The following is a 20,784-nucleotide window of genomic DNA, read 5'->3' as shown; positions in this document are numbered from 1 at the left end:
GAAGCCCTGTAACCCGGCTCTGAGGGGCGAGGCAATGGCAAAGGTCAATTTCACTGCGGGTCGCGTCAACGGACATAGCTGTCCGTCTGGCAAGCCTCAGTCGTTCATTTGGGATAGCGGCGCATCCGGCCTCGGTCTTCGCGCCACGGCCGCAGGCTCCCTCTCATACATCTTCCAAGGCAAGTTGAATGGCGCGACGGTGCGGGTCACCATCGGCTCCCCGAAAGATTGGGGCATTGACGCAGCAAGGGACGAAGCACGCCGCCTGCAACGGCTCGTAGATGCCGGCAAGGATCCGCGCGAAGAGGCAGCTGAACAGCGCGCCGCCGCTGAGCAACGACAGTTGGAAGCTCGCCGACAGGATGTGACAGTGCGGGCGGCGTGGGCCGAATACCTGACGGCAAACCGGAGCAAATGGAGCGAACGCCACTACGCGGACCATGAGAGGCTGGCCCAGGTCGGCGGCGCACCGTGGAAGCGCGGCACCGGGCAAACCGTTGCCGGGCCACTGGCCGCACTGATGCCGCTGAAGCTATCGCAGTTGACCGCTGATGCCATCGCGACATGGCTCGATACTGAGGCACAGACGCGCCCGACAAACGCCGAACAGAGCTATCGGAAGCTGCGCGCGTTCATCCGCTGGTGCGACGACAAACCGGAATACGCGGGGCTGATTGCCTCGAACGCTTACACCTCCCGTGCTGTGCGCGCCGCCGTGCCCCGCACCAATGCGAAAGACGACTGCCTGCAACGCGAGCAGCTACCGGGATGGTTCGCGGCCGTGCGCCAGATTGGCAACCCGGTTATAAGCGCCTACCTGCAAGCCCTGCTCTTGACCGGAGCACGGCGCGAGGAAATGGCCGGACTTCGTTGGGAAGACGTGGATTTTCAGTGGCGCAGCCTTCACGTCGCCGACAAGGTAGAAACGGAGACGGGCCGCGTCATCCCCCTAACGCCGTATCTCGCATCCCTACTGGCTGCGCTGCCCCGTCGCAACGAATGGGTGTTCTCAAGCCCGTCAGCCGCGGATGGGAAGCTCGCTGAACCCCGTATCGCACACAACAAGGCACTGGCCGCCGCCGGATTGCCTCACGTGACAATCCATGGCCTGCGCCGCTCCTTCGGCACCCTTTGCGAATGGGTCGAAATGCCCAGCGGCATCAGCGCTCAAATCATGGGCCACAAGCCCAGCGCACTTGCCGAAAAGCACTACCGCCGCCGCCCGCTCGACCTGCTGCGAGTGTGGCACGACAAGATTGAAACGTGGGTCCTGGAACAAGCTGGGATTCCGTTTTCCCCGGTGCAGTCGGCCGGACTGAAGGTGATTACCGCGGCCTGACGGTATCAGGCGAAGCGGCGGCCAGGGTGTTGGCGCACCAAGGCCGCCTGACCACAACACGACCTGTAATGGAGGTTCGTATCATGGCTAACAGCAATTCTACCGAGCTTGTCGCAGCCGCTACACGAAGCGTAAGCGATGCAGTAAGCAGTCTGCACACCTTGTGGACCATAGTCGAAAAGTCGCTCGACAACGGAACGGACTGGGCTACTTGCGAAATGATGCATGAGTTACTGCCGTTAATCGGTGGCAAGCTGGACGCAGCCTTGGGAGCAATGGGCGGTAGTCCGTGCGGCTCGTTTGATGACATTCTGGATAAGCGTGGCATCAAAATCACCGCTCCATCAACGGTGCGTACTGACGCCTTCCAACAATAACCCGTTACCTCGGCGCGATTGAGCGCCGTTTTCATTGAGGAGCCGGTTATGAGGCTCGAACAATACGAAGTTCGCGACCGTGCATACGGTGCGTGGCACCGTGCGCCGTCGATTCGCCGATATTTGCAGGCGACTCAAGCCGAATCGCTGACGATGGTTGACCTCGATTCGGTGCTGTTCACGGAATACGACAACGGAGCCAAGGTCCCCTTGGCTCTCGTTGAAGTGGCTCGCGACATCGGCCAAGAGAAGCCGGCCGGAGTGATACAGCATCTGGCGCAGCTTGCCGATGTACCCGCCTATGTCGCGCTATACACAGCATCCGACGCAGCGAATCCAGCGAACCCCAACTGGTCGGACATCATGGCTTTCCGCGTGAAGCGCCTGTGGCCCCGCCCCGAACCAGGCTGGCGCGTCCTTTCCCCGGCGCAATGGGCGCGGGCGCTGGTGCAGATCCGCGGGTGGCAGATGCGGCGTTTCGAGATACGCGAAGCCGCAAACGACGACCGATACTGAATCGGCCAATCTCACGGAGAATCATCATGGAACAAGCAGCGATTCACAAAGAATCTAGCGATGCGAGCATGCTGGCAGACATGAGGAGGAATGCATCAGTGGCATGGTCCTACGATGTCGCGAGCAACTATATGGACGGCTGCCGGAGTGGCAGCGCGGCTGCGATTGCCTATATGCAATTTGCAAAGGCACGCCCCCAATTGGGGGGGAGGAACGTTGCAAAGTGCTGCAATATATTTTGCCGAGGCGCTCCGCGATGCACGGACCAATGGGGAAGCAGAAGCGATTCGCGGCAAGATGGTCGGTTTCTTCTCTGCCATCGACGCATGGCTCGACTTCGCCGTGAAGCGTGGAACAAACGACTCGATGGACATGCCTTTCGATGCCATTGTGGCTATGTTGGATGACGCTGCAACAGGCAACACGCTGCGCTCATGGGAAGAGAGTTGCGCAAAGACGCGTAGTGAACAGGCGCGCGCCGCAGCAAAAGCTCGATGGAGCAAGCAACGACGCACTGCCTGACAGGTTTGCCTCTGCCTAGCTCGACGGGGCGAAAAGCCGGAAACCTTCACCGGCCTGGCAGGGGCTCCCGATTGAAGGTTCGCACGTGAAGGTGTGCGGATGACAACGCCGAACTGGACTCACTGGGGGAGCCGGAACATGCAGTTCTGGACGCCCGAGCAAGCAATCTCCCTCTCGCTCCATATCGACCCTGACCAGCCAGTCCCCAAACACTTGCGCACGTCCTTCGCGGAGCGCCTGCGTGAGCTACAAGGCGCTATCGAGCAAAGAAACTCGCATCTCACGGTATGGCTCGGGAAGGTCGAGCGAAGCACCTTCGTTTTCTGGGCGAGCCAGTGCGAAGACCACGAAGATTGGAAAATACCGCGAGAATCATCCCTATACAAAATTGCGGCCGACGAACCGATTCAGGACCAAGGCGAGCGGCTCTCGGCTCAGCACACTGCCGAAATCCACGAAAACCGCTATCGGGCGGTCGGCGAGTATGCGCAAAGCGCGTCATTCGACGTGGCTGAATTGGATGCGTGGGCCGTGGCGAATCGAGTACCCGGCTCGTTTCGTACGCTGCTGACGCCGGACAGCGTAGGCGCGGATCTTCCGTCCTTCCGCCGCTTTCAGCCCTGCTCGTCCCTCTTGGTGCTGATTGCGTCGGCGTTCGTTCCGGCAGAGGTGGAGCCACATGAAGCACGGGAGAAATTGCTCGAGGCTGGCGATACCAGCGAATACCCCAATGCGGTCAGCCGATTGCGCGACCTAATCATGGGGCGTTACGAGCGGCTGCTGCTGAACGCTGTCTTCGATGACGAGCTAAACCTGTACGACACGCTGACGTACACGAAGATTGATGTGACCGCGGCCCGGCTGCGCTACGAGGCGAACCCTGGCGCCTATGTTCAGGCCGCGCAGGAGCCCGATATGGATTCCACGCAAGACTCCGACGCCAACGCCTGCCCCGAGAAATTTACCCTGTACTGGCTGAATACGAAGCTTGACGAGGATGCATCGTTTGCGGAGCAAGCGCTGGCGGTGCTCAGGCGCATGAATAAGCGAAAGCCGGAAGTGCTTCGCGAGACCATCACGAAAGCGTCGGCGGCAAGCGCGTTGGTCAATGAGTGGCTGGTCAATCGGGACTTGCCTTGCTACAGACGAGGCCGCGCGATTGAGGACTTTGCGGCCGAAGCAGTAGAGCCAGCAACCGGCAACCTGTCCGAGGCAATGGAGATCCTCGAAGATTCCATCGAACTACATCGAGACGATGTGGTGAACCTGTTGCGGCAAGAGGGTATTGTCGTGCCGCCCTACTTGCTGTGTGAAGCACCGGACGGTCATACCGCGCAAACTCCTACACATGTCGCAGACGACGCTCCTGGCACCAAGTCCGTTATCGCTTGGCGGGTTGCCGCAGAGAATCAATTGGACAAACTGATAGCGGCGCACGGAGGAATATATCCGGGCCATAAGGTCGCGCTCAGGTGGTTCAAAGCCAACGATGCAGAAGCGGCTTTCGTTCCCGGTGGCAAAGATGACGAATTCACGTGGGTCAAAGTTAATGGCAAGCGAGTTACCTCAGCCTTGAAGACGTTTCAGAACGGCATGGCGGACATCCTGAAGTCCAGGAAGATTCCCGACTAGCGCTCGACATTCCCGGTCGGGCTCCCGACCGGCTTCCCATTCCCAGTGGGAATCATAGGGCGCATAGGTAATCGGCAAATTGCACTCCAAGCGATTCGCGTTGAGTCGCGCAAACTTGGAGTGCATCACATGACTGCGCAACAACTTACGGGGACTCAGACGCGCCGCCCCATCACGACCGATGAGCTGGCTGCGCTGCTTAGCATTCGCCCGCAGTCCATCCGCAAACGCTATTGCCAGACCGGCGCGTACTTCTCGCTGCGCCCGGTCAAGCTGCCGAATGGTCGCCTGATGTGGCCAGCCGATGCCCTCGACAAACTGTCGGAGGGTTGAGGCGATGAAAAAAGAAAACGCCCGCCAACCGAAGCCGACGAGCGCGAACGAACATCGCAATTCTAACGGAGCCCTGCCTACACGCGTCAATACCGTCACAGCGTCGTTTCTGGCTGAACTGCTGGAAGGCAATGCAGTAACCGGTATGGAGGCCGTGTTTCGCCAATCGACGACGAGAGCTGCCGCATGGGTGCACTACCTGGAAGGCAAATACGGGTGGACCATCGAGCGCCGCGAAATTGCAGACGGCACGAACGACGGCCGCATCTCGTGGGTAACGCGCTACTGGCTCAGTGACGAATCCCGTGAGGCCGCGTTTGCTGTTGGCGCACGTGGATGGATTGACCGGGTGCAAGCCGCCGTCAGCAAGCGACGTGCGAATGCCGGCGAGGTGAAAGCGTTGGCCGCTCGCATCAATGCACGGCGTGACATGCGAGGTGCCGCATGACGAATGGTCACGACGCCGCGCGCGCACGTGACGCCCTGTTTTCCCTCGATGCCGGGTGCCCGCGCAGTGAGTGGGTGAGCGCCGGCATGGCGGCGAAGGCAGCCGGCCTATCCGAGGCTGATTTCCTCGAGTGGTCGGCGACCGGCGCCAATTTCGGCGGAGAACGTGACGCCAAGTCTGCATGGAAGAGCTTTAAACAGGATGGCGGTATTGGTCCGGCCACGCTATTCAGGATGGCGATGGATGCCGGCTGGCGTGATACGCACCCGCGCAACGTTATGCCGGCGGCGCGCGTACCGGTCGCGAAACCAGCGCATGTCGACACTCCCCGGAAGCCGCGTACCGACCTGGCTGCGACATTCGACAGCTATCCGGGCGCCAGCGCCGACCATCCCTATATCGTTGCGAAGCGCGGTACCCCGGACGGCCTCCGTGTAGTGCCGAAAGATGACACGCTCGCCATCGGCGGGCAGCGCGTCGCCGGCTGGCTGGCGGTACCGGTTCGCTCGTTCGACGGCATGCTCTGCACGGTCCAATTCGTTCCGCCCCCGGGTGCCGGGAAGAAGCTCAACGCACCAGGCGCGTCATTCAACGATGGCTTGTTCATGGTCGGCGACATCACACCGGATGGAACGCTATACGTATGCGAGGGCATCGGGCAGGCGTGGGCGTGCGCCAAGGCGGACTATCACGCCGCCGCTGCGGTCACGTTCGGCTCTGGCCGCACTCGCTCCATCGCGAAGGTGCTGCGCAAGCGGTTTCCGGCGGCGCGCATCGTCATCGTGCCGGACCGCGGCAAAGAGGCGGACGCCGAAGCCATCGCCCGCGAGCTTACCGGCGCGTGGGTCGAATTGCCCTCCGACAAGCCGGCGAACTATGACGCGAACGACTACGAGGCCCAGCACGGCATCGACGCACTGGCGGATCTTCTCCGCGCCGCCAAGACACCGCCGATGCGGTATCGGCTCCAATCGGCCGACGACCTGCTCACCGCGCCGCCGCTTCGCTGGATGATTCAGGGCGTATTGCCCGCCTCCGGGTTCGCTGCCGTCTATGGGCCGTCCGGTTCCGGGAAATCGTTCTTGGTGCTCGACCTCTGCACCGCTATTGCAGCAGGAGCCGGATGGTTCGGGCGGCGCGCAAATGCAGCTCCCGTGACCTATGTATGTCTCGAGGGCGAGGCCGGCTTGAGCAAGCGGGCACGCGCCTGGAGCGCGCATCGCGGGATGCCGCTGCCGAATCACCTGCGCTTCGTCACCCAGTCTCTCGACTTGCGCCAGCCGGACGACGTTGCCGACCTATGCGCTGCCGTCCTGGCTGCCAGCGGTCGCGACGGATTGTTGGTTATCGACACGCTGAATCGCGCAGCCCCGGGCACGGATGAGAACTCTAGCGTCGATATGGGCCACCTCATCGAGGCGTGCAAGGAAGCGCAGCGCCGGCTCGGCGGCGTGGTGCTGCTCGTCCATCACACCGGCAAGGATGGCACGAAGGGCCTCCGCGGTCATAGCAGCCTGTACGCCGCGCTCGACGCCGCCATCGAAGTTTCACGCAATGACGGGCGCCGTGAATGGAGCGTCGCCAAGAGCAAGGACGACGCCGACGGTGGGCGCAATGCGTTCGCTCTACGCGTGGTGGAACTGGGCGACGACGAGCACGGCGAACCGGTTACCTCGTGCGTTGTCGAGCCCGACGAGAGCACGAAGGAGGTAGCGCGCGTGAAGCTTCCGCAGGGTGGCAACCAGCGCATCGCATTAGACGCCCTCGCCGAACCTCTGCGCCAGTCCCAGGACTTCGGTAAAGGCGACGCGCCGCCTACCCACCCTTGTATCGAAATCGAGGCCGCTGTACGGCTAGTGGCGTCAAGCCTGACCTGCGAGCCACGAAAGCGTAACGAGCGTGCCAGGGCGGCCGTAACCGGCCTTGTCGCGAACGGAGTCTATGGCTCCAAGGACGGCTGGCTATGGCGCAAATAACCCACCTCTCCGCCCGTCCCGGAGTCCGTCCCGTTCCCGCCCGTATCTATATATACGGAGCGGGAGAAAACGGGACCCAGAAACTCCCGAAACGGGACAAAACGGGACATTTCGGGAATCAGAACCGCGAAGGATCCGCACTAACGTGGACCTGTATCGGCAACTTGGGCAGCGATAGCTGCCTACTGGAGATGAAAGATGAATGATGCTGAAACGCAAATTTTCCTGGCGGCGTGCGACCACGCCCTGACGTTCACCATGGCTCAAATACGGATGGCAGTCGCTCATGCCACGCCAGTGGCTCAGAGCCTTGACCAAGGAAGCGTGAACCGCGACTACGTCGAAAGAAGTTTGCTGCACCTTCACCAGTTACACGCATACCTCCTCGACCAGTTGGGCCGGTTGAATGCCATGTCTGCCGAGATTGGCACCAGAGGCAATGGGGAAATGCAAACCGCCTCCGGTGAAAAGTCGGAGCCTGCATCCTTCGGGGAATCTGACAGTACGGAATTCAAAGTCCATTAATTGACAGGAGAAGCAAAATGTCTAGCGGCGGCGGTAGCACGACAACCGTTCAGAAGAGTGACCCGTGGTCTGGTCAGCAACCTTACCTCTCTGACGTGTTCAACAGTGCGCAGAATGCGTACGACCAGTATCGGAACAATCCGGCGGCATCCGTTGCCGGTTTTACACCGATGCAAAATCAGGCGATGGGGCTCACTCAGAACGTCGCAAACGGGACGAATTTCGGGTTCTCTCCGACCGTCAACAATGCGGCCGGGAGCTACACAACGAACCTACTGAACGGCCAGTACCTGAACGCAAACCCGGGAAACGCAGCGTTCGAGAAATTCGCCAATGGCGACATGCTCAGCAATCCGTACATGACCGGTATGGCGAACGCTGCCGCCGACTCAATCACGCGGAACTACCAAAACGCCGTTGCGCCACAAATCACGAGCCAGATGGAAGGTGCGGGTCGGTACGGTTCGGGAGCGATGATGAATGCGCAGGGCCAAGCTCAACAAGACCTCGCAACGCAGCTCGGCAACTCCATGAACAACCTGTACGGTGGGATGTATCAACAGAACCTAAGTGGGATGTTGCAAGGTGCTCAGGGCCTGTCGAACAACTACAACACCGCGTCACAGCAGCAATTGGCCGGCGCCGGCATGTCGCCGAACGTGGTCAATTCGATTAACTCTGCTATCTCGAATCTGTACAACATGGGCGGCAATCAACAGGCGCTTCAGCAGGCTCAAATAAGCGCACCCTGGCAGCAGCTCGGGAACTACTCCAACCTCATCCAAGGGCAGTATGGCGGCACCTCATCCACTTCGCAGCCGTACTACTCCAACCCATTGACCGGGGCACTTGGTGGCGCAATGGGCGGCGCGGCGCTCGGAGGAATGGTCGCAGGCGCATCGCAAGGTGCGATTGGCGGTCCGCTCGGCATGGGTATTGGTGCAGCAGCAGGTGGCCTGCTCGGGCTATTGCATTGATTTTGGGCGGTGTGCGCGGCAGAGAGGGCTGCGCCGCCTACTCAGATGCCGTACATGCACAATTGAGAACAGGCGGCTTCAATAAAATAGGGGAAAATACCGGCGCGCTGCCTGAGAACAGGCAAAAAACAGGCAGCGCCCTGACTACTTCAACAGGCGAAAACAGGCGGCGCGTTTGGCTGGTAACAGCAAAAAAACAGCCAAACAGCGGATGCTTTGAAATCAATCAGAGAAATTCAAACGCCGGACAGAGTCAGCCTGCGAAATGCTTGCAGAATCACCTGGTTGGCACGACGGGACGGAATCATTCTCGGACCAGTACGCGCGCGCGCGCGAGGCGCGCTACCACCGGCTATGGCGTCAAATCATAGCCGTCAATCGACAGGATGAAGCGCATGAGATCCTCTCGTTCAAGGTGGTAGGTAGGAAGGCGCGGCATCCCATTGAGATACGCGTACGCCAGGCGGTGGTTACCGTCGATAACCACATACGTTCCATGCCACTCCCCATCATCAAGAACGTGTGTGAAACCGCTCGAATCAGGACCGACATCAGCCAAGATTATCGGATGGTCCAAGATGCCACGATGGGCGATAGTATCGACATGATTTCGACTCAGGGTAACTCGGTCCCTTCCATCTGGTTGCGGCAGCTCATCGTCGAACCTCAGCATCTGGACAAAATACCAATCGATAAGAGACTTCCCAATGTATCCCCGAGGCGGACTCAACGTTCCTTGCGCGATTTCAGACAAAATGGCTGATACGTTGTACACGACCGACTTCCAGGCGAATGTCTCTAATTTTGACTTCTTGTCTCTCATGAGGCACCTGTGAGGTCGATTGGCGCCAGTGTAGGAGCGACTGTCAAGAATAGCCATCCCGCCCTCTCCGACGTTAGAGAAGAGTCATGTAGGCCGGGGTTGCTGCCCGACCTCCCTGGCAGCGTTTTATTTTCGATTCGCGCTACTCTGTCGCGCGCGCAGCACATATAAGGCGCAAACAGCTTCATCGTCAGCGCCCATACCGGGGACATAACATGAAGAAAATCGGGACCTTCGTATTTTGGCTGGTCGTCGCTATCGCAGCGGTTCGCACCTATTACTCGGCCAGCTTCGTGGCTTGGCGCGAAAGACTCGTCTGTACCTACAAGGACCCAGACGGCAACTGCCTGTCAGAAGATGAACACATCCGGCGAATCGCACATGACGCCGCCGTAGATGCAATTTCCGAATGGAGAGCCCAGTGCTCGGGCTACAACAGCTCGACAAATCCCGATTGCGCCGTATTCCATCAGAACTAGCTGCGCTTCCGCAGGCAGCCAAGAATTGACCAAATCCGGTTACACCATGGTTACATGGCCTGTAACTCGACAGCCTAGGCAATGCGGGGATTTTGGTAAGCACTTGATTTTACTGGCCCGCCCTACACGACTCGAACGTGTGACCTACGGCTTAGAAGGCCGTTGCTCTATCCAGCTGAGCTAAGGGCGGTCGGGGAAAAAAGACACGGCCGGCACGGGCCGCATTTGACGCAAGGCTTCGAGCACCGACAAAACCGGCAAACCAGACTCGACGCCCCGAAACAAAACGGGCCCGGCATGAAGCCGAGCCCGAAATTATACCCGATCATCGCGTTACATCACGCGAGGCCGGCCATCGCAGCGTCAAACCGGCTGCGGATGCATCATGAACCAGCCGAGGCAGAACACGCCGGCGATCACGCAATACACGCCGAACGAAGCCAGCCGGCCACGCCCTTCGAAATAGCGCATCAGGAACCGCACGCTCAGGTACGCGGCAATCGCCGTCAGCACGCCGCCGAGCAGCGCATCGGCGAGCTGGTCGCGCGCATGGAACAGCTTCGGCAGTTCGAGCACACCCGCCGCGAAGATGATCGGCGTACCGAGCAGGAACGAGAATTCCGCCGCCTTCTCCGCCGTCAGCCCCGCTGCATTGCCGGCGATCATCGTCAGCCCGCTGCGCGAGAAACCCGGAATCAGCGCCCCGATCTGGGCGAGACCCACGAAGAACGCCTGCTTGAACGTCATCTTTTCGGGCGCCTGATGCGCGCGGCTACGCTGGATGCGGTCGCCGAGCCACAGCAGCACGCCGTTCACGATCAGCGCGATCGCGACGATCCGCAGGTCGTGGAACACGCGTTCGATGCGCTTCTCGAGCAGCAGCCCGACGATGCCGGTCGGGATCGTACCGATGATGAGCGCCCACATCAGGTGCCCGTCGTCGTTCTTGCGGCCGCCGAGCTGCGCAAAGAAGCCGCTGATCAGCGCGACCCAGCGCGCGCGGAAATACCACAGCAGCGCCAGCGCCGTGCCGAGGTGCAGCGCGACGAGGAACGGCAGCAGTTGCGGTGCGTGCTTGTCGATGTGCATGCCGAACAAGGCCGGCACGAGCAGCGTATGGCCAAGGCTGCTGACGGGAAAGAGTTCGGTGACGCCCTGCAGGACGCTCAGGAATACCAGAAACCAGAGACTCACGCGTCGGTCCTTTTAGTGAAGATTAAGCGGGAAGAAAAGCGGACGACGCGATGCGCGTCCGAAAAAAACGCGCCCCGATTATGCCGAGCCCGGATTACTGCGCCAAGGCATTTGGCTGGATATTGCGGCAATGCACACAAACGCTTGCAACTTGTAAGCACTCAGAAAGCAAAAAGCCCGCCATTTGCATGGCGGGCCTTTCGACTTCGGCAGGAATTGCCGTCAGCGGCCGAGCTGATAGAAAAATAATACCGTGCTGCCGGTGAACATGCCGAACAGTGCGAGTCCCATTGCCATTGCCAGATCCATGGCCCCCTCCACGAAGTGTCATGACCCGGCAACATCACCGGTTTAGAGGCATTATCCCGACCGTTGACAGTCTTAAAAACTCGCGATTTCCCGAGAAGGGTTTTCCCCGAGCCGCCACGGCCCGATAATGGAGCGCGCCGTTCCCGTTCACCCGCCCAACGCGATTCGCCATGCCGACCTTCCAGCAACACGACATTCACGAACTTCACGCCGGCCCGTCGCTCGTCCGGGTCGCTCCGCAATTCGGCGGCCGCCTGCTGTCATGGGATGTCGACGGCGAACCGGTGATCTTCTGGCCGGAAACGGCCGACTGGAGCAACCTCGCGCGCGTGCGCGGCGGCAACCCGCTGCTGTTCCCGTTCCTCGGCCGTCACCGCATCGACGGCGAGCTCGGCCGCTGGCGCGACGCCGCCGGCGTGGTGCGCGACCTGCCGATGCACGGCTTCGCGCGCGACCTGCCGTTCGCCGCGCAACCGTCGGCCGACGGCGCCGCGTTGTCGATGACGCTCGACGCGACAGACGCATTGCGCGCGAGCTATCCGTTCGATTTCCGGTTCGAAACGACCTACCGGCTGGCCGACTCGCACACGCTCGAAGTCGCCCTGACAACGACCAATCGCGGCGACACGCCGCTGCCCTACTACGCCGGCCACCATTTCTATTTCGCGTTGCCGCGCGGCGAACGCGCCGAAACCACGCTCGAACTGCCGCCCACGCATCGTTGCGCGCAGCAGCCGGACGGTTCGATCAGCACGCCCGAGCCGGGCGAAGCGCGCTACCGCCTCGACAACCCGGACATCCTCGACCGCTTTCACTGCCTCGACGGCGTGCCGGCCACGCCGGTGCGTATCGTGATGCCGGGCCGCCGCCGCACGATCGAGATCGCGCTCGACGTGCCGGGCTCGATCCCGTGGTACGCGGTCACGACCTGGACCGAAAAGCCGGATTCGGACTTCTATTGCGTCGAACCGTGGCTCGGCCTGCCGGATGCGATCCACAACGGCCTCGGGCTGCGCATGCTCGCGCCGGGCGCGACAGAAACGGCCGCGCTGCGGATTCGCGTCCTCCCGCTGGCCGGCTGATACGTGGGCTGATACGTGGGCTGATACGTGGGCTGATACGTCGGCCGATACGTCGATTCGCAGCGCGCCGAACCGACGCGCGACGGCCCCGGCTACCGCCCAAACTGCGGTGTGCGGGTCGAACCCGTTAAAATCTGACGTTTTGTGTTGCCTGCCGCGTCACGAGCGGCAGGGTTTTGCGAGGTTCAATGTTCGGAACAACAACGAAGCGACTCTTCGCAGCCGCCTGCGCCGCCCTGCTCGTCGCGTGCGGCTCCGCGCCTGTCGGCCCCGGTTTCTATCGCGTCGAGCGTGGCGATACGCTCTACAAGATCGCGCGCGACAACCGCACGTCGGTCGCGAACATCGTGCGCTGGAACCAGATGACGAACCCCGATGCGATCGAAGTCGACCAGGTGCTGCGCGTCGCGCCGCCGCCCGGCACGACCACCGCATCGACGCCGTCGACCACCGGCACCGGCAGTGCCGGCCGGGCCCGCCCCGCGCCTTCCGCGCCGGTTGAATCGGCCGTCAAGCCGGCCACGAGCATCGCGCTGATCTGGCCGGCAGCCGGCAACGTGGTCCGCACGTTCGACGGCTCGAAATCGAAGGGCATCGACATCGCGAACTCGCCGGGCACGCCGGTAGTCGCGGCTGCACCGGGTGTGGTGGTCTACGCGGGTAACGGGCTGCGCGGCTACGGCAACCTGATCATCCTCAAGCACAACGCCGACTACCTGACCGCCTACGCGCACAACCGCGCGCTGCTGGTGAAGGAAGGCCAGTCGGTCACGCAGGGGCAATCGATCGCCGAGATGGGCAACAGCGACAGCGATCGCGTCGCGCTGCATTTCGAGTTGCGCTACGGCGGCCGATCGATCGATCCGTCACGCTACCTGCCGGCGCGCTGAGCGCCCGACAGGCGACACGCGATGCCGGCGCGCATCGCGTGCCGTCGCGGTGAAAATCGGGAAAGGTCGTGTCAGCGCTTGCGCAGACGTCCGGTGAAACGGCCGGACAACGGATCGACGTGACGAGCGAACGCTACCAGCACGCCGATTCCGATCAGGCTGAACCCCGCAGCTATCAGAAGTAAATCCATGGTCACACACTGATTGTTACGTGATCTTATGCGTCATTATGGAATCGTGCACTGAGCCGCAAATATTGGACGAGTACGAAGATTCCCTACCATCAGACGTCATTGTGGATTCGTCTGCGTGAAACCCTGATGTAAGCCGTTCGCCTGACACCACGCTGCCGCCCAGGAGACAACGCGATGCTGCCCGCCACCGACCGCTACGACGACCTGCTCACCCGCTTCGCGTGGGACGTTCCGGCGCGCTACAACATCGGCGTGGACGTCTGTGACAAATGGGCCGACGGCAGCGGGCGCCTCGCGCTGATCCACGAAACGGCGCAAGGCGACGTGTCCCGCATCACGTTCGACGACCTGAGGAATGCCTCTAACCGGCTCGCGAACAGCTTTGTGCGCGCCGGCCTGCGACGCGGCGACCGCATCGGCATCTTTCTCGCGCAGGGCCCCGAAACGGCCATCGCGCACCTCGCCGCGTACAAACTCGGCGCAATCGCGGTGCCGCTCTTCACGTTGTTCGGCGTCGATGCGCTCGAATACCGGCTCGCGAACAGCGAAGCGGCTGCGCTCGTCACCGACGCGGCCGGCTACGCGAAAATCGCATCGCTGCGCGCACAACTGCCGGCACTGCATACCGTCTACTGCATCGGCGACGATGCGCCCGACGCCCCCGGCGTGCTGCGCTACGACGCGGCGCTCGCCGCCGAAACGCCCGACTTCGTGCCGGCCGATACGGCCGCCGACGATCCGGCGGTCATCATCTACACGTCCGGCACGACGGGCAAACCGAAAGGCGCGCTGCACGCGCATCGCGTGCTGCTGGGCCACCTGCCGGGCGTCGAGATGTCGCAGCAGTGCTTCCCGCGCGACGCGCGCCTGTTCTGGACCCCTGCCGACTGGGCATGGATCGGCGGCCTGCTCGACGTGCTGCTGCCGTCGTGGCATCACGGCGTGCCCGTACTCGCCCGCCGCTTCGAGAAATTCGACGGCGACGCCGCGTTCGCGCTGATGGCCCGGCACGGCGTCACCCACGCGTTCCTGCCGCCCACCGCGCTGAAGCTGATGCGCGCCGTCCCGGCACCGAGAGAACGCTACGCGCTGTCGCTGAAATCGGTCGCGAGCGGCGGGGAGTCGCTCGGCACCGAGCTGACGGCCTGGGGACGCGACGCGCTCGGCGTGACGATCAACGAGTTCTACGGGCAAACCGAGTGCAACATGGTGCTGTCGTCGTGCGCGGCGCTGTTCGATGCGCAGCCTGGCGCAATCGGCAAGGCGGTGCCCGGCCATGCGGTCGCGATCGTCGACGCGGACGGCGTGCCGCTGCCGCCGGGTGTCGAAGGACGCATTGCGGTGCGCCGCCCCGACCCGGTGATGTTCCTCGAATACTGGCGCAACGCCAACGCGACGCGCGACAAGTTCGCGGGTGACTACCTGCTCACCGGCGACACCGGCACGATCGACGCCGACGGCTTCGTGCGCTTCGTCGGACGTGACGACGACGTGATCACGAGTGCCGGCTACCGGATCGGCCCGGGCCCGATCGAGGACTGCCTGCTCACGCATCCGGCGGTGCGGATGGCGGCCGTCGTCGGCGTGCCCGACGCGACGCGCACCGAGATCGTCAAGGCATTCGTCGTGCTGAATCCCGGTCACATCGGCGACGATGCACTCGTGCTGGCGCTGCAGGCGCACGTACGCACGCGCCTCGCCGCGCACGAGTATCCGCGCGCGATCGCGTTCGTCGACAGCCTGCCGATGACCGCGACCGGCAAGATCGTGCGCCGCGCGCTGCGCGACGCATAAGCCGGCCGCCACCCGCGCCGCCCGCGCGGCCGGATGGTTTAGATGGTTTATAGTGGCGCCACCACGCAGTCTTTCCAAGAAAACGATGTCCTCTGATCACCACGCCGCCGCGGGCGCGTCGCACAGCCCGCTCTACGCCAAACTCCTCGGCGAAACCGCCAAGATCGACTGGTGCGATCTCGAACGCTTCTTCGCGCAGGGCAAGCTGCTGTCCGTTGCACGCGACCTCGATCTCGTCAGCGTCGCGGAAGCGGTTGCCGGCGACGACGCCGAGCAGGTCACGCGCTGGCTGTCGGCAGGGCTCGTCGCGCGCATGCCGGCCGATACCGCTGCCGATTACGCGGCGCGCAACCCTGAGCTGTGGGCGGTCGTCGTATCGCCGTGGGTCTGCGTGCAGGAACGCGCCTGACGCGTCCACCATGTCCGAATCCGCGTTACCGCACGGGGCCGGCACGGGCTCGGCCACCGTCACGCACCGGCGCGTCCTCGCGCTCGCGTTTCCGATCGTCCTCGCGAACCTGACCCAGCCGATCCTCGGCGCGGTCGACACGGCCGTCGCCGGCCACCTCGACGGCGCGCAGTATCTCGGCGGCGTCGCGCTCGGCGGGCTGTTCTTCAATTTCGTGTTCTGGGGATTCGGTTTTCTGCGGATGGGGACGACCGGTCTCGTCGCGCAGGCGCACGGTGCCGGCGACGCCGCCGGGATCCGCCTGAACGTGCTGCGCGCGTTGATCGTCGCGTTCGCGCTCGGCGCCGCGGTGCTGGCGCTGCAAGTGCCGCTGCTGTCATTTGCGCTGTCCGCGCTCGGCGGCAGCGATGCCGTCCGCGCGACGGCGCTCGCCTATAGCCACGCGCGGATCTGGAGCGCACCGTTCGCACTCGCGAACTACGTCGTGCTCGGCTACCTGCTCGGCGTGCAGCGCGTGAGGCTCGCGCTCGTCGCGCAGGTGTTCATCAATGCGGTGAACATCGGCGCCGTGCTGCTCTACGTGTATGGCTTCGGCTGGGGCATTGCCGGCATCGGCGCCGCGACGGCCACGGCAGACGCCTGCGGCTTCGCGCTCGGCGCATGGATGCTGTGGCGGCTACGGCCGCGCGGCCTTGCGCCGATCGCGGTACGCGCACTCGCCGACCGCGTCGCGCTCAAGCGGCTGATCGTGCTCAATCGCGACATCTTCCTGCGCACGCTGTGCCTGCTCGGCGCATTCGGCTGGTTCGCGCACCTCGGTGCGAAACAGGGCGATGCGACGCTCGCGGCAAACGCGCTGCTGCTGAATTTCCAGACGTTCATGGCGTACGGCCTCGACGGCTTCGCGCATGCGGCCGAGGCGCTCGTCGGTGCGGCGGCCGGCGCGCGCGACCGCAACGCGTTCCGGCAGGCCGTGCGCGTCACGCTGCTCTGGTCGGCGCTCGGCGCGCTGCTGTTCGCGCTCGTGTACTGGGCCGCCGGCGGCTGGATCGTCGCGCGCCTGACCGATCAGGCCGAGATCCGCGAAGTTGCGCTGCGCTACCTGCCCTGGGCCGCGCTTTCGCCGATCGTGTCGGTCTGGGGTTTCCTGCTCGACGGCGTCTTCATCGGCGCCACGCAGACGCAATCGCTGATGCGTGCAATGGTCGCGTCGTTCTCGATCTTCGTCGTGGCCACGCTCGCCGCCGTCGGCACGTTCGGCAATCACGGCCTCTGGTTCGCGCTGCTGCTGTTCATGGCCGCGCGTGGCGTGACGCTGGCACGTTACCTGCCCGCGCTGTTGCGGCACATCGGCACCGACGCGCCTGCAGCCCGCGCCTGACGGCGCGCCAAAGCGGCCGCAAGCGGCCGTTACTGCGTGGGTTTAGGCGGCGGCGCGTCGAGCATCGACGGCGGCGTCATGTCGGTCGGCACGCCGTGATAGTCGGCCGGATCTTCCGGCGGATGGCCGCGACGGGCCTGATGAGGATCGCTGGTACAACCGGCGAAAACAGATGCGGCCAGCACGGCCAGCATGAAACGGATCATCGGGTATGGCTCCGGAAATCGGCGTGCCCATCGCACGCCGGGACCGCGCCGAGTCTAGCGGAAATCCTGCTTCGGAGTCGCGCCGCGCATGTCCTACTATGTACGCATGGCGCTGTGCCGTGGAAAGGAGGCTGCCATGTCGTCTGAGGAAATTGCCGGCCTGATCGGTCTGTTCATCGGTCTGATGGTGCTCGTCGCCCTGTCGTTCTTCGAGTCGCGCGAATACAAGCGCAGCCATGGCGGCGAAGGGATGATCCATCACTGGATGGCCGAACACCACCTGCTCGACTGGCGGCGCAAGCACTAAGCACGCCGCTGCCGTCCGGCCCTCCCCCGGGCCGTTCGCGAACGTGCCGTCCTGCGGCACGCCGGTGATCGTGTATCGCCGAAACTAACGGGGTCCGATTCACACACGTTGGCCAGATGAACGAACGCCGCCGCGCGGCTCATGCCACGCGACGGCGTTCGCTTGCACGCGCCCGGACGGACGCGACGCGGGTCAGGCGGCTCAGCCCAGGAAGTGGCGGGCGTAGCGCGCGTTGATGTCGGACAGGCGGAACAGCGTCAGGAAATCCGCGCAGTTGAAGTCGGGATCCCAGGCCGGCGCACCGCAGATCTTCGCGCCGAGACGCAGGTAACCCTTGATCAGCGGCGGCGGCGCCACGACAGTGCCCGTCTGCAGTTCGTCGACCGGCAGGGCCGTGTGCGGGAACGCGCGATACTCGGGCGCCGTCAGCGAGCCTGCGGACAGCGACTGGTACAGGTTCGCCGCATAGTGGCCGCCGTCGGCCATCGACACGCTCGCGCAGCCGAGCATCGTCTCGTAGCCGTTCTGCATCATGTACGCACCAAGGCCGCCCCACAGCGCCATGATGACGGCGCCGCTGCGGTAGTCGCTGTGCACGCACGAGCGGCCGACCTCGACCATCTTGCCGCGCAGGTGCGTGAGGCGCGACAGGTCGAATTCGCCTTCGGCGTACAGGCGGCCGACACGCGCCGCCTGGTGCGGCGGCAGCACGCGGTACGTGCCGACCACCTTCAGGGTGTCGAGATCGCGAACCAGCAGGTGGTCGCAGTACGCATCGAACGGATCGACGTCGAGGCCGGAGGGGCCGCTGACCTGCGCGCCCATCTCTTCGGCGAACACGCTGTAACGCAGGCGCTGGGCTTCGCGCAATTCGTCTTCCGTACGCGCCCACGCGGCGCGCAGGCGATACTCCGACGTGACGGTTTCAGCGGCGCGCGGCAGGTGGCGCCGCGACGTATCGAGGGGCAGCGAGGCAAAAGGGAGCGTAGGCGTCGGCAGTTCTCGCATTAGGCTTTCCTGGTCGTAAGGAATAGGACGACATGCCCGCCAATGTAGTAATCGGCCGTGACCGTTATGTGGCACGACCGTGTCCTTTCAATGACGTGTCGCCGAATTGACTTTAGCAGAAAGCTTGCGAAACCGTATGACGAATGCCTTCAAAGCCCTTCAGGCGGGCCTCACACCAGATCGGGCGTCAATACCGCCCGCAGCACGGCCTGTCGGCTGCCGTCACGCGTGCGGCTCGCGAGCCACACGATTCCGCCCTTCTTGACGCTCCAGCTGTCGTCGCCGCCGGCGATCAGTTGGGCGGCGACGCTGCCGAGCGTCGGCTGGTGCCCGACGATCACGACCGTCGGCGCGATGCCGTCCGGCCAGCCAGCCGCTTCCAGCACGTCGTCGACGCTGCCGCCCGGCGCGAGCGCATCGACCGTCCGGTACTGGTCGGTCAGCGCCTCGACGGTCTGCACGGTGCGGGCCGCCGGGCTCGCGAGGATCAGGGTGTTCGTCTCGAGGCGGCCGCGCAGCCACTTGGCCATCGCCTGCGCGTCCTTGCGGCCACGGACGGTCAGCTGCCGCGCCAGATCGCTCGTCGCGTAGTCCTCGGCTTCGGCGTGGCGCCACAGGATCAGGTTCATCATGATGTTCTCCTTGCTTCGGCGAACGGCCCCGCGCCCATGCGTGCGGGCCGGCCGATTACCGTGCGAATTGTCGCAAATTGAGGCCGGCTCGCCGCCGCGGCATTTACCCGCATATGGGGATTGACCGGAGCAACCATTCGACGATAGAATCTTTGGCTCGTCGGAGCGTAGCGCAGCCTGGTAGCGCATCTGATTTGGGATCAGAGGGTCGTAGGTTCGAATCCTATCGCTCCGACCACCGGAATCAAGGGGTTACAACACATCGTGTTGTAACCCCTTTTCCATTTCGGGCTCGTGAAACAACCCGGTTGGCCGCCGGCGCATTCGCGCCGCATGTCACTCGATCGGCTCGAGATGACGCATCGCGACCGGCAATCGATTGGCCGATACGCTTTCCGTCGGCCGTCCTTTCCACCCGGAATATCGATAAACCAGATACTTCCCGTCCGTCTCGCCGCCTTCGTTGGGGATAATCACCCACATCTCCCGACGCCCCGAATACAGCCACCGCGGCAGCGCCTTTTCCGCGAAATAGATGCGCTCTTCGACATGCGTTGTCGGATTCAGCCGGATTGCAACGCCCTTCAAGTAAGGCGACCCATAGTTCAGTACGAACACGAGGGTCTTGCCGACGCACTTTGACAACGCAATCCTGCCCACAAAATCGGTCTCCGGCATGTCAAGGAACGCGCGCCCGGTTTTGTGCCCCCTCCGCACGAACAGCGCATCGCCGTCCAACCCATGCGAGCGGGCCTCGAGCGCGATGCGGCTCCCGTCCGCCAACGGGCAGGAAAGTACCTGACGCAGGCCGCCGGCATCATCGATTCCCGGCGTTGCACCGAATGTGGCCGTCGCCATCCATAAAAGACCGACGGCGAGCGCTCTCATTCGACCTTTACCGGTCAGTTCCGTAGCGAATCGACTCATTGAGTTGCAGCATCGCGGGTTATCCACTTCGGCACGCTCGCACGAATCACCTTTTTCCATGAGCACGCGGGCGGATCAACTGGGCCTATCTCGAACACGTAGCGGTACCATTATCGACGCCCCAACGCCAAACCGGAGTTTCGTCAACCATGCCGACATCCCTGTCGTCCCTGCAACTGCCCGAAGGCCTCGGCACCATCGGGAATCTGGCTGTCGAGTGCGTCGAGGATGAACGGAAAACATACGAGATGTGGATGCTCGAAACGGACCTTCCTTTCGACGAAGCCGTGTCGCGATTGTCGACCTTCGTCAAACGCCATTTCACCGGCGACGAGCGAATCTCATCCGTCGACAGCTTCGGCTTCCGCAGCTGGGCGGCCTCCTGGTCCCGCGACAAACAGGAAATCTCGGCCCAGCTCACCGGTACCGACGACGGCAGCTCGGGTTACCTGCGCAATGCGTACGACGCTGAATGAAAACACGTGCCGCCCCCGACACCGTCCG

The 20,784-nt window shown here is 63.1% G+C and carries 24 protein-coding genes and 2 tRNA genes; 19 read left to right on the top strand and 7 right to left on the bottom strand.

Annotated features, from left to right (window positions below):
* The first annotated feature begins 34 nt into the window (after positions 1 to 34).
* The 10 genes from ACPTTF_RS06835 (at position 35) to ACPTTF_RS06790 (ending at position 8,645) form a co-directional block, all read left to right on the top strand.
* Positions 35 to 1,339, top strand: a complete 1,305-nt coding sequence (locus ACPTTF_RS06835) for a tyrosine-type recombinase/integrase (RefSeq protein ID WP_423370667.1) — start codon at positions 35 to 37, stop codon at positions 1,337 to 1,339.
* Between the two features lie 83 nt (positions 1,340 to 1,422).
* On the top strand, positions 1,423 to 1,716 hold the full coding sequence (locus ACPTTF_RS06830; RefSeq protein ID WP_423370666.1) for a hypothetical protein: 294 nt from the start codon (positions 1,423 to 1,425) through the stop codon (positions 1,714 to 1,716).
* Between the two features lie 48 nt (positions 1,717 to 1,764).
* Positions 1,765 to 2,232 (top strand): hypothetical protein, encoded by a 468-nt coding sequence (locus tag ACPTTF_RS06825; protein ID WP_423370665.1) that lies wholly within the window; start codon positions 1,765 to 1,767, stop codon positions 2,230 to 2,232.
* A gap of 216 nt (positions 2,233 to 2,448) precedes the next feature.
* The gene (locus tag ACPTTF_RS06820; protein WP_423370664.1) at positions 2,449 to 2,754 is read left to right on the top strand and encodes a hypothetical protein; all 306 of its coding nucleotides are present in this window, start codon (positions 2,449 to 2,451) and stop codon (positions 2,752 to 2,754) included.
* 138 nt (positions 2,755 to 2,892) lie between these two features.
* The gene (locus ACPTTF_RS06815) at positions 2,893 to 4,386 is read left to right on the top strand and encodes a hypothetical protein (protein WP_423370663.1); all 1,494 of its coding nucleotides are present in this window, start codon (positions 2,893 to 2,895) and stop codon (positions 4,384 to 4,386) included.
* Positions 4,387 to 4,515: 129 nt separating this feature from the next.
* Positions 4,516 to 4,719, top strand: coding sequence for a DNA-binding protein (locus ACPTTF_RS06810; RefSeq protein ID WP_423370662.1), 204 nt, complete (start codon positions 4,516 to 4,518; stop codon positions 4,717 to 4,719).
* A gap of 4 nt (positions 4,720 to 4,723) precedes the next feature.
* On the top strand, positions 4,724 to 5,167 hold the full coding sequence (locus tag ACPTTF_RS06805) for a helix-turn-helix domain-containing protein (RefSeq protein WP_423370661.1): 444 nt from the start codon (positions 4,724 to 4,726) through the stop codon (positions 5,165 to 5,167).
* Entirely contained in the window at positions 5,164 to 7,143 is a 1,980-nt protein-coding gene (locus tag ACPTTF_RS06800) for an AAA family ATPase (RefSeq protein ID WP_423370660.1), read from the top strand. Before ACPTTF_RS06805 ends, ACPTTF_RS06800 begins: the two co-directional genes overlap by 4 nt.
* Before the next feature lie 198 nt (positions 7,144 to 7,341).
* Complete coding sequence (locus ACPTTF_RS06795; RefSeq protein WP_423370659.1) at positions 7,342 to 7,668, top strand: hypothetical protein; 327 nt, start codon at positions 7,342 to 7,344, stop codon at positions 7,666 to 7,668.
* A 17-nt stretch (positions 7,669 to 7,685) separates the two neighbouring features.
* Positions 7,686 to 8,645: a hypothetical protein gene (locus ACPTTF_RS06790; protein ID WP_423370658.1), complete on the top strand. Its 960-nt coding sequence runs from the start codon at positions 7,686 to 7,688 to the stop codon at positions 8,643 to 8,645.
* Between the two features lie 352 nt (positions 8,646 to 8,997).
* Here ACPTTF_RS06790 and ACPTTF_RS06785 read toward each other — a convergent pair whose 3' ends face one another.
* Positions 8,998 to 9,468: a hypothetical protein gene (locus ACPTTF_RS06785; RefSeq protein ID WP_423370657.1), complete on the bottom strand. Its 471-nt coding sequence runs from the start codon at positions 9,466 to 9,468 to the stop codon at positions 8,998 to 9,000.
* 215 nt (positions 9,469 to 9,683) lie between these two features.
* On the opposite strand from ACPTTF_RS06785, the gene ACPTTF_RS06780 reads away from it, so the two are divergent.
* A complete protein-coding gene (locus ACPTTF_RS06780; protein ID WP_423370656.1) occupies positions 9,684 to 9,947 on the top strand; it encodes a hypothetical protein in 264 nt (87 codons plus the stop codon).
* Between the two features lie 113 nt (positions 9,948 to 10,060).
* On the opposite strand, the gene ACPTTF_RS06775 is transcribed toward ACPTTF_RS06780, so the two are convergent.
* Positions 10,061 to 10,137 (bottom strand) — tRNA-Arg (locus ACPTTF_RS06775).
* Between the two features lie 173 nt (positions 10,138 to 10,310).
* Positions 10,311 to 11,141 carry an undecaprenyl-diphosphate phosphatase gene (locus tag ACPTTF_RS06770; protein WP_166963098.1) on the bottom strand — a complete coding sequence of 277 codons (831 nt, stop codon included), beginning with the start codon at positions 11,139 to 11,141 and terminating at the stop codon, positions 10,311 to 10,313.
* A gap of 479 nt (positions 11,142 to 11,620) precedes the next feature.
* On the opposite strand from ACPTTF_RS06770, the gene ACPTTF_RS06765 reads away from it, so the two are divergent.
* The 5 genes from ACPTTF_RS06765 to ACPTTF_RS06745 all read left to right on the top strand — a co-directional run bounded on the left by ACPTTF_RS06765 (position 11,621) and on the right by ACPTTF_RS06745 (position 17,200).
* Positions 11,621 to 12,532 (top strand): aldose epimerase, encoded by a 912-nt coding sequence (locus tag ACPTTF_RS06765; protein WP_423370655.1) that lies wholly within the window; start codon positions 11,621 to 11,623, stop codon positions 12,530 to 12,532.
* Between the two features lie 188 nt (positions 12,533 to 12,720).
* Positions 12,721 to 13,422 (top strand): peptidoglycan DD-metalloendopeptidase family protein, encoded by a 702-nt coding sequence (locus ACPTTF_RS06760; RefSeq protein WP_166963102.1) that lies wholly within the window; start codon positions 12,721 to 12,723, stop codon positions 13,420 to 13,422.
* A gap of 368 nt (positions 13,423 to 13,790) precedes the next feature.
* A complete protein-coding gene (locus ACPTTF_RS06755) occupies positions 13,791 to 15,410 on the top strand; it encodes an acyl-CoA synthetase (protein WP_423370654.1) in 1,620 nt (539 codons plus the stop codon).
* Positions 15,411 to 15,495: 85 nt separating this feature from the next.
* Positions 15,496 to 15,819, top strand: a complete 324-nt coding sequence (locus ACPTTF_RS06750; protein WP_423370653.1) for a DUF2288 domain-containing protein — start codon at positions 15,496 to 15,498, stop codon at positions 15,817 to 15,819.
* A 10-nt stretch (positions 15,820 to 15,829) separates the two neighbouring features.
* A complete protein-coding gene (locus tag ACPTTF_RS06745; protein ID WP_423370652.1) occupies positions 15,830 to 17,200 on the top strand; it encodes an MATE family efflux transporter in 1,371 nt (456 codons plus the stop codon).
* Positions 17,201 to 17,229: 29 nt separating this feature from the next.
* On the opposite strand, the gene ACPTTF_RS06740 is transcribed toward ACPTTF_RS06745, so the two are convergent.
* The gene (locus ACPTTF_RS06740) at positions 17,230 to 17,394 is read right to left on the bottom strand and encodes a hypothetical protein (protein ID WP_423371902.1); all 165 of its coding nucleotides are present in this window, start codon (positions 17,392 to 17,394) and stop codon (positions 17,230 to 17,232) included.
* 148 nt (positions 17,395 to 17,542) lie between these two features.
* Here ACPTTF_RS06740 and ACPTTF_RS06735 point away from each other — a divergent pair, with 148 nt between their 5' ends.
* On the top strand, positions 17,543 to 17,713 hold the full coding sequence (locus ACPTTF_RS06735) for a hypothetical protein (RefSeq protein ID WP_165765590.1): 171 nt from the start codon (positions 17,543 to 17,545) through the stop codon (positions 17,711 to 17,713).
* Between the two features lie 201 nt (positions 17,714 to 17,914).
* Here the strand turns inward: ACPTTF_RS06735 and ACPTTF_RS06730 are convergent, their stop codons facing one another.
* Together ACPTTF_RS06730 and sixA are read right to left on the bottom strand one after the other, a co-directional pair.
* Positions 17,915 to 18,721: a GNAT family N-acetyltransferase gene (locus ACPTTF_RS06730; protein WP_011351620.1), complete on the bottom strand. Its 807-nt coding sequence runs from the start codon at positions 18,719 to 18,721 to the stop codon at positions 17,915 to 17,917.
* 170 nt (positions 18,722 to 18,891) lie between these two features.
* Positions 18,892 to 19,353 (bottom strand): phosphohistidine phosphatase SixA, encoded by a 462-nt coding sequence (gene sixA, locus ACPTTF_RS06725; protein WP_423370651.1) that lies wholly within the window; start codon positions 19,351 to 19,353, stop codon positions 18,892 to 18,894.
* Between the two features lie 161 nt (positions 19,354 to 19,514).
* Here sixA and ACPTTF_RS06720 point away from each other — a divergent pair.
* Positions 19,515 to 19,591: transfer RNA gene (locus ACPTTF_RS06720), tRNA-Pro, on the top strand.
* A 98-nt stretch (positions 19,592 to 19,689) separates the two neighbouring features.
* Here the strand turns inward: ACPTTF_RS06720 and ACPTTF_RS06715 are convergent.
* Entirely contained in the window at positions 19,690 to 20,340 is a 651-nt protein-coding gene (locus ACPTTF_RS06715; protein WP_423370650.1) for a hypothetical protein, read from the bottom strand.
* Positions 20,341 to 20,429: 89 nt separating this feature from the next.
* On the opposite strand from ACPTTF_RS06715, the gene ACPTTF_RS06710 reads away from it, so the two are divergent.
* Positions 20,430 to 20,756 (top strand): hypothetical protein, encoded by a 327-nt coding sequence (locus ACPTTF_RS06710; RefSeq protein ID WP_423370649.1) that lies wholly within the window; start codon positions 20,430 to 20,432, stop codon positions 20,754 to 20,756.
* Positions 20,757 to 20,784: the final 28 nt, after the last annotated feature.

The sequence above is a fragment of the Burkholderia crassaminum genome (assembly GCF_964265005.1).
Classification (GTDB): domain Bacteria; phylum Pseudomonadota; class Gammaproteobacteria; order Burkholderiales; family Burkholderiaceae; genus Burkholderia.
This window is presented reverse-complemented; position numbering and strand designations above follow the sequence as displayed.